The 7,028-nt window shown below is 69.1% G+C and carries 7 protein-coding genes and 1 pseudogene; 5 read left to right on the forward strand and 3 right to left on the reverse strand.

Features of this window, described 5'->3' with window-relative positions:
• Nucleotides 1-187: 187 nt before the first annotated feature.
• The 3 genes and pseudogenes from AC1D1G_RS39075 to AC1D1G_RS39085 form a co-directional block, all read right to left on the reverse strand.
• A pseudogene (locus AC1D1G_RS39075) lies at nt 188-616 on the reverse strand (deoxyribonuclease); the annotation flags it as partial.
• A 64-nt stretch (nt 617-680) separates the two neighbouring features.
• The gene (locus AC1D1G_RS39080) at nt 681-998 is read right to left on the reverse strand and encodes a hypothetical protein (RefSeq protein ID WP_037240073.1); all 318 of its coding nucleotides are present in this window, start codon (nt 996-998) and stop codon (nt 681-683) included.
• A gap of 71 nt (nt 999-1,069) precedes the next feature.
• On the reverse strand, nt 1,070-1,972 hold the full coding sequence (locus AC1D1G_RS39085; protein ID WP_283335914.1) for an NADP-dependent oxidoreductase: 903 nt from the start codon (nt 1,970-1,972) through the stop codon (nt 1,070-1,072).
• 356 nt (nt 1,973-2,328) lie between these two features.
• On the opposite strand from AC1D1G_RS39085, the gene AC1D1G_RS39090 reads away from it, so the two are divergent.
• The 5 genes from AC1D1G_RS39090 to AC1D1G_RS39110 all read left to right on the forward strand — a co-directional run.
• Nucleotides 2,329-5,160, forward strand: coding sequence for a DEAD/DEAH box helicase (locus tag AC1D1G_RS39090; RefSeq protein WP_477956276.1), 2,832 nt, complete (start codon nt 2,329-2,331; stop codon nt 5,158-5,160).
• The gene (locus AC1D1G_RS39095) at nt 5,157-5,930 is read left to right on the forward strand and encodes an SWIM zinc finger family protein (protein ID WP_105422892.1); all 774 of its coding nucleotides are present in this window, start codon (nt 5,157-5,159) and stop codon (nt 5,928-5,930) included. The genes AC1D1G_RS39090 and AC1D1G_RS39095 overlap by 4 nt, the downstream gene beginning before the upstream one ends.
• 59 nt (nt 5,931-5,989) lie before the next feature.
• Nucleotides 5,990-6,274 (forward strand): AfsR/SARP family transcriptional regulator, encoded by a 285-nt coding sequence (locus AC1D1G_RS39100; protein ID WP_477956277.1) that lies wholly within the window; start codon nt 5,990-5,992, stop codon nt 6,272-6,274.
• Between the two features lie 10 nt (nt 6,275-6,284).
• Nucleotides 6,285-6,716 (forward strand): YkvA family protein, encoded by a 432-nt coding sequence (locus tag AC1D1G_RS39105; protein ID WP_280783663.1) that lies wholly within the window; start codon nt 6,285-6,287, stop codon nt 6,714-6,716.
• Between the two features lie 69 nt (nt 6,717-6,785).
• Nucleotides 6,786-7,028, forward strand: a 243-nt coding sequence (locus AC1D1G_RS39110; protein ID WP_477956278.1) for a DUF1990 family protein, incomplete at its 3' end; no start/stop codon positions are given.

Below are 7,028 nucleotides of genomic sequence, written 5' to 3' on the forward strand. Positions count from 1 at the left end.
ATCTCACACTCCGCCGCGAAATAGCCCAGCTCAGACCGCTCTAACTACACGGCGGTCATACGGCCCCCATCGGCCAGGGCAATGCCTCGATGCCGCGCTTACCTACGACCGGTTCCGGCGTCATCGGCATGTCGATGACACTATGACCTGGGCTTATTCGGGGATATATCGTCGAAGTGACGGATACCACGTGGTCGATCTGAACGGCTTTGGCGTCGGCTCGGTCGAATTGGAGCACCTCGCCGGAATACGGATCGGCGAGGACGCCGCTCAGCACCACGCAACCGCGGGTGCCGTCGCGGAACGCCACCGAGCGGAGATCGAGCGCGAGAACGTTGTTGCGGGTGTCGCACCCGTCGTGACCCGCCGCGGCGTCCTGGTCGTCGGTCCAGGCCGGGCCGAACACACACAACTCCTTGCCGGAGCAGCCGCGCTGGTATCCGCCGGGGTGCGGGCGGGACTCGACCGTCGTGACCCGGCCGAGCAACTCCTCGATGTGTGCGCGGGGCGGACTGCCCGGCGCAGGGCCGGGACCGCTGAGGTCGAGAAGCGACACCCCGCAACCGCAGACCGCCAGGATCGCCGCCAGCCACACGGCCACGTACAGAAGTCTCATGCGTCCCCCGGCGCTCGACCCATCTCCCCCTACCACCGGGAGTATGCACCGGGCCCCCGACAGGTCAAGTGAAGGGCAGGCGCACAGCGGCGATCGATGACAGGTGCATGCCGTCGTGGCCGATCACCCAGGAACCTCCGCTCTGCCTGCACTCGGCGAGCAGGTCGAGGGTGCGGAGGAGGAAGAAGATCGCCTCGCTGGGGGTGGGGGTGACCGCAAGCCTGTGTGCCTCACCGTGTTTCATCCCGTCGAGCCACACGCCCGACTGTCCGTCCAGTCGAATCGTCACGATGTGCGTGGCATCGACGAAGGCGTACTTCCGTTGCTCCCACGGAGTGGTGAGCGCGTACCCCTGTTCGAGAACCTGGATCAGGATGCTCATGACCGACTCCCGAGTGTCCGGCAGTTACGTCTCTCCAGCATCTACCTCGGAACGGGTGAAAGCCAGACCTGCTAACCGAACTCGATCACGACCTTGCCGCTCGTGTGACCGGACTCGACCATGGCGAGAGCGTCACCGGCGTGTGCGAACGGGAATCGGTGGGCGACCCGCGGGTCCAGGGTCCCGTCCGCCACCAGTGCGGCCACCTCCGCGAACACCGCGGACGTTCGACGCCGTTCCACTCCCGAGCCGCCGAGATCGCGCGCGGCGAGCGAGTCGCCGACGCTGATGATCGCCGCCGGATCCGCGACCACCCGCGCGGCCTCGGCGAGCGCGTCACCGCCGACGAGGTCGAAGACGGCGTCGACCGGGCCGGGTATGCGTGCGGCCAGTCCGTCTCCGGACGCCACCCAGGTGGCACCGAGCGATTCGACGACCTCCCGCTTGCTCTCGCTCGCGACGCCGATCACCGTGACGTCCCGCGCCGCGGCCAACTGCAGCGCCGCCACCCCCACGCCGCCGCCCGCACCGACGACGAGCAACCGACTGCCGGGCGCCAGGTCCAGGGTGGTCAGCGCGTCGTACGCGGTTCCCGCGGCGACGGGGAGCGTGGCCGCGTCCGCGAACGAGACCGGGTCGGGCTTGTGCGCCGCCGAGGCCGTGTTGAGCAGGGTGTACTCGGTGTATCCGCCGAATCCGGTGGCGGTCGCGCCGAACACGGCGTCGCCGACCGCGAAGCCGGTCACCCGGGGGCCGACATCCGCGACCACACCGGCGACCTCCCGGCCCAGAACGGCGGGAAGGGTGACGGGGACGGTGTCCTTGCGCGTGCCCGCCCGCACCTTCCAATCGGCGGGATTCACGCCGGCCGCGTGGACGGCGACCAGCAACTGTCCGGGGCCGGGGGAGGGAACGGGGACGTCGAAGAACTGCTGCGTCTCGGGGCCGCCGTACTCGCTGAAGCCGTATGCCATGCTCACGCCCACAGTCCTATCACGATCGGGACTCCGGGTTCAGGCAGGCAGAAGGCCCGCCGGCGACAATCTTCCGGCGGGCCTCCGTGCGGATTTCTCAGGAGCCCAGCGAGCCTGTGCCTCCGCCACCACCCATCAACGGTCCGAGGACCTGGATGAGTTGAACGAGAACTTCCAAGATCTGTTCCATGTCCATTTCGACTTCCTCCGATCACTGCGATCACGTTCGGCAGCGATCCCGGTGAGTTACCGGCGTGGACAGCCGCCAACTCGTTCATCGGTGGAATATCGTCGAGGGTTACATGTCTCGAGCAGGGACTTCACGCGCTGTCGGTCGCGCCTGCTTGGATGGGTGCATGCTGCACGGCCTCTGGACACCGGGATCGGGTCTCATGCTGTGGGTTGAGGACCGGAATCCGGCCGCCCCGGAGCCGACGGATGCGGTCGGGCGGGTGCTGGCACGGAAGTTCCGGCATCACGTGAAGGTGCCGACGCCGACACCGTCGGGGCCGGAGATGCTCGAGTGGGCCGCGGTCGCGCTCGCACCACCGGATGCGACGGAGTTCCTGCTGTCGGTGTCGGCCCGCGACCCCCGGGTCGCCGGGGATCTGCGCTACCTCGCCCACGTCGCCCGCGGTGTCGAGCGGTGGGCGCGGGCCGGGCGGGTGGTGCCCGAGGTGCACCGGGCGGAGGGCGGTTGGTGGCCGCGCTGGCGGCTGCTCGGCGGTGAACGGCAGCGTGCGTGGCTCACGGAGCTGGCCGTCGCGATGCCGCCGGTCCAGCGTCACGGCACGACCCCCAGGGCCGTGCTCGACGACATGGTCACCGAGCTGACCGACCCCGTCGCCCGCCGTGTCCTCGAACGCAGGCACCCGGACGATTCCGGCAGCGACGTGGATCATCCGCTGATCGACGCGCTCGTGCGGGGTGACCAGTTCGCCGAGGGCACCGCCCAGCTGTCGGGCTCGCTGGACGGGTGGCGTGACAGCCTCAAGGTGGACGAGCCCGAACTGGTGCTGCGGCTCCTCGAGCCGGAAGACGTGGACGTGGAGGGGGATTGGGACCCGGACACGGTGCTGTGGCGACTGGAGGTCTGTCTTCGTCCGGAAGGCGAAGCGCCGGTGCCGATTCCGCTGCACCGCACGGAGGCGAGTCGCCTGCAGATCGGGGTGCGCAAGCTGACGGAGGCCGTGGCCGCCTACCCGCGACTGCAGGATGTTCCCACTGATCCCGACAGCCTGGACCTGATGTTGCCCACCGCCGTGGTCATCGACCTCGTGGGGCACGGTGCGGCGGCGTTGAAGGAGAAGGGCATCAGCCTGCTGCTGCCGCGGGCGTGGAGTGTGGCGTCGCCGTCGATGCGTCTGCGGGTGAGCTCGCCGAGCACTCCGGCGAGCGCGGAGAACCGGGCCGTCGGCAAAGACCAGCTGGTGCAGTACAACTGGGAGCTGGCACTCGGCGACACGGTGCTCACCGCCGCGGAGATGAATCGGCTGGTCAACTCCAAGAGCGATCTCGTGCGGCTGCGTGGTGAGTGGGTCCGGGCGGATCAGGAGGTGCTCTCCCGCGCCGCGCGCTACGTGGCGGAGCGGCACGCCAGCGGCGACCGGGCCATCGTGGACCTGCTGAAGGACCTGATCGCGGACGATCTGTCCGATCTTCCCGTCGAGGAGGTCACGGCCACCGGCTGGGCGGCCGCGTTGCTGGACGGCGACACGAAGCCGCAGGACGTGCCGGCCCCGGACGGGTTGGACGCGACGCTGCGCCCGTACCAGAAGCGGGGGCTCGACTGGCTGGTGTTCATGAGCCGCCTCGGCCTCGGGGCCGTTCTCGCCGACGACATGGGTCTCGGCAAAACGCTGCAGTTGCTGGCGCTGCTGGCACACGAGAAGGCGCCCACGCCCACCTTGCTGGTGTGTCCGATGTCGGTGGTCGGGAACTGGCAGCGCGAGGCGGCGCGCTTCGTTCCCTCGCTGCGGGTGCTCGTCCACCACGGTCCGCAGCGGCTGAGCGGTGCGGAGTTCACCGCCGCCGTTGCGCAGAGCGATCTGGTGATCACCACGTATGCGCTGCTGGCCCGCGACGTCGCGCACCTGAAGGAGCAGGACTGGCGGCGTGTCGTTCTGGACGAGGCGCAGCACATCAAGAACGCGAAGACGTCGCAGGCGCGGGCGGCGCGGAGCATTCCGGCGGCGCACCGCGTCGCGCTGACGGGCACTCCGGTCGAGAACCGCCTCGACGAACTGCGCTCGATCCTCGACTTCGCGAATTCGGGCATCCTGGGTTCGGAGGCGATGTTCCGCAAGCGTTTCGTGGTGCCGATCGAGCGGGAGCAGGACGAGACGGCCGTCGCCCGGCTCCGTGCGGTCACGTCCCCGTTCGTGCTGCGCCGGGTCAAGACCGATCCCGCGGTCATCGCCGACCTCCCCGACAAGTTCGAGATGACGGTCCGCGCCAACCTCACCGCGGAGCAGGCCGCGCTGTACCGGGCGGTGGTCGACGACATGATGGCGCAGATCAAGGACAAGAAGGGGATGAAGCGCAAGGGCGCCGTCCTCGCCGCCCTGACGAAACTGAAGCAGGTGTGCAACCACCCGGCGCACTTCCTGCGCGACGGGTCGGCGGTGATGCGGCGCGGACAGCACCGCTCCGGCAAGCTGGGGCTCGTCGAGGACATCCTGGATTCCGTGGTCGCGGACGGCGAGAAGGCGTTGCTGTTCACCCAGTTCCGGGAATTCGGCGACCTCGTGACCCCGTACCTCGCGGAGCGGTTCGGTACTCCCGTGCCGTTTCTGCACGGGGGCGTCTCCAAGCAGAAACGCGACGACATGGTGGCCTCGTTCCAGGGCGACGACGGGCCGCCGATCATGATGCTCTCGCTGAAGGCGGGCGGGACGGGTTTGAACCTCACCGCGGCCAATCACGTCGTCCACCTCGACCGGTGGTGGAATCCGGCGGTCGAGAACCAGGCCACGGACCGGGCGTTCCGGATCGGTCAGCGGCGGGACGTGCAGGTGCGCAAGCTCGTGTGCGTCGGCACCCTGGAGGAGCGGATCGACGCGATGATCGCCACCAAGCAGGAGCTGGCCGATCTCGCCGTCGGGACGGGCGAGAACTGGGTGACGGAGATGAGCACCGAACAACTGGGCGAACTGCTCCGGCTCGGCGACGAGGCGGTGGGCGAATGACGAATCGGCGACCGGGGCCCCACTTCGGTCAGTACGGCAAGCGTCGACCGGTGACGGGCGGGCTGGAGGCACGGTCCCAGCGCGGATCGTTCGGGCGCACGTGGTGGGGCCGCGAGTTCGTGGACATCATCGAGTTCGTCGCCGACAAGGGCCGGATGAGCCGTGGGCGAAGCTACGCGCGCAGCGGTCAGGTGATCTCGCTCGAGATCGCCGCTGGGATGGTGACGGGGGAGGTCCAGGGCAGTCAGCTCCAGCCGTTCGTCGCGACCGTCTCGATCGATCGCCTCGACGACGCGGAGGTCGCGGAACTCGTCGCGCTGGTGCGTCGGCAACCCGGCAGTCTCGCGATGCTGGCGGGCGGCGGAGTTCCGGAGGTTCTCGGACCCCTGCTGCTGCCCGCCGGGGCGTCCGCGCTGAATTACGACTGCACCTGCCCGGACGACGGCTGGCCCTGCAAGCATGCGGCGGCGGTCGCGTACCTCACCACCGAACGCATCGACGAGAACCCGCTCGAAATCCTGACGTTGCGGGGCGTCGACCTGGACATGCTGATCGACGGCGTCGGCGGCGATTCCTCCGACGCGGACGTCGACGACTGGTTCGGTGACGAGTCCCCGCTGCCCGCCCTGCCCGACGCCGACTTCCGGGCGGCGATCGACGACCTCGACCCGCTGCTGTTGCGGAAGGCGATCCGATCGGTCAGCGAGGACGAGCGTGCGGTGGACGCCGCGATTCGGGAGCTGAAAGCGCTGTACCAGCACTTCCGCTGACCGTGCGATGATGAGGACGCGGAAGCTCGCCTCGTTCCGCGACCGGGAGCTGGTCAGTCATGTTGACGGTCTACCTGCTCGGCGAACAGCGCGTATCGAACCCGGAAGATGTCAGGGTCGGCCCCATCTCGTCACGGGCGATCGCGTTGCTGGCCTACCTCGTGCTGCATGCCGGTCTCGCTCAGTCCAGGACCCGTCTCGCGGGGCTGTTCTGGCCCGAATCGAGTGAGCAGCAGGCCCGCACCAACCTCCGGCGGGAACCATACAACCTCCGTGGCCTCCTGGGATCGGACGGTGCGCTCGCGGACCAGAACATCCGTCCCGCGGTCCGGTCGGAGCAATAGGCGCGGCCGTATGGATGCGGGGCAGGTGTGGGCGGCGGCATGGCCCGTCCTGATCGGCGCGGCAGCGGGCCTGCTGGCCGTCTGGGTGGTACTGGCGCTCGTGCTGTGGCGATCGAGACCCGACGGCACCGGGATCGGGGAGGCGATCCGGGTGCTGCCGGACCTGCTCCGTCTCCTGCGCCGCCTCGCCGCCGATCCGGACCTGCCCCGGGGTGTGCGCGTCCAGCTCGTCCTGCTGCTTGCCTATCTCGCGGTTCCGATCGACCTGATACCCGATTTCGTCCCCGTCATCGGATACGCCGACGACGTAATCATCATCGGCCTCACGCTTCGTTCGGTGGTTCGCCGCGCAGGTCCGCAAGTCGTGGCGCGGCACTGGCCGGGGACCCCTGACGGGCTCGAGACCGTGCGCCGGGTAACGTGCCTTCCCACCTGCTCGTGACGTCCGGACCGAGAGGATCCCGCCATCAGTACCTCCCGAGACGACCTGCCCGCGTTCACGTACCCCGAGGTGGGTGCGAGCCGCGACCTACCCTTCCCCCCGGGATATCACCATCTGACCGCGCAGAAGGTGATCGGTTACGGGGCAGACGCRTTCGACGCAGCCGCCACCCACCTGTGTACCTGGGGGATGCACCGCGGCGCCGGGCTCGACGTACGGGCCGACGCTCCGACGGCCGCGCCCGGCACGTCGGTCGAACTGCGATGGGGCATCGGTCCGTTTCGGCTGACGTTCTCCTGCCGCGTCGTCTAC

The sequence above is a fragment of the Rhodococcus sp. P3_B8 genome, assembly GCF_056402775.1.

Excerpts from the sequence above, each read along its gene's own strand:
- AC1D1G_RS39080 (WP_037240073.1), bottom strand. The coding sequence starts at position 998 with ATGAGCATCCTGATCCAGGTTCTCGAACAGGGGTACGCGCTCACCACT.
- AC1D1G_RS39085 (WP_283335914.1), bottom strand. The coding sequence starts at position 1,972 with ATGGCATACGGCTTCAGCGAGTACGGCGGCCCCGAGACGCAGCAGTTC.
- AC1D1G_RS39090 (WP_477956276.1), top strand. The coding sequence starts at position 2,329 with ATGCTGCACGGCCTCTGGACACCGGGATCGGGTCTCATGCTGTGGGTT.
- AC1D1G_RS39095 (WP_105422892.1), top strand. The coding sequence starts at position 5,157 with ATGACGAATCGGCGACCGGGGCCCCACTTCGGTCAGTACGGCAAGCGT.
- AC1D1G_RS39100 (WP_477956277.1), top strand. The coding sequence starts at position 5,990 with ATGTTGACGGTCTACCTGCTCGGCGAACAGCGCGTATCGAACCCGGAA.
- AC1D1G_RS39105 (WP_280783663.1), top strand. The coding sequence starts at position 6,285 with ATGGATGCGGGGCAGGTGTGGGCGGCGGCATGGCCCGTCCTGATCGGC.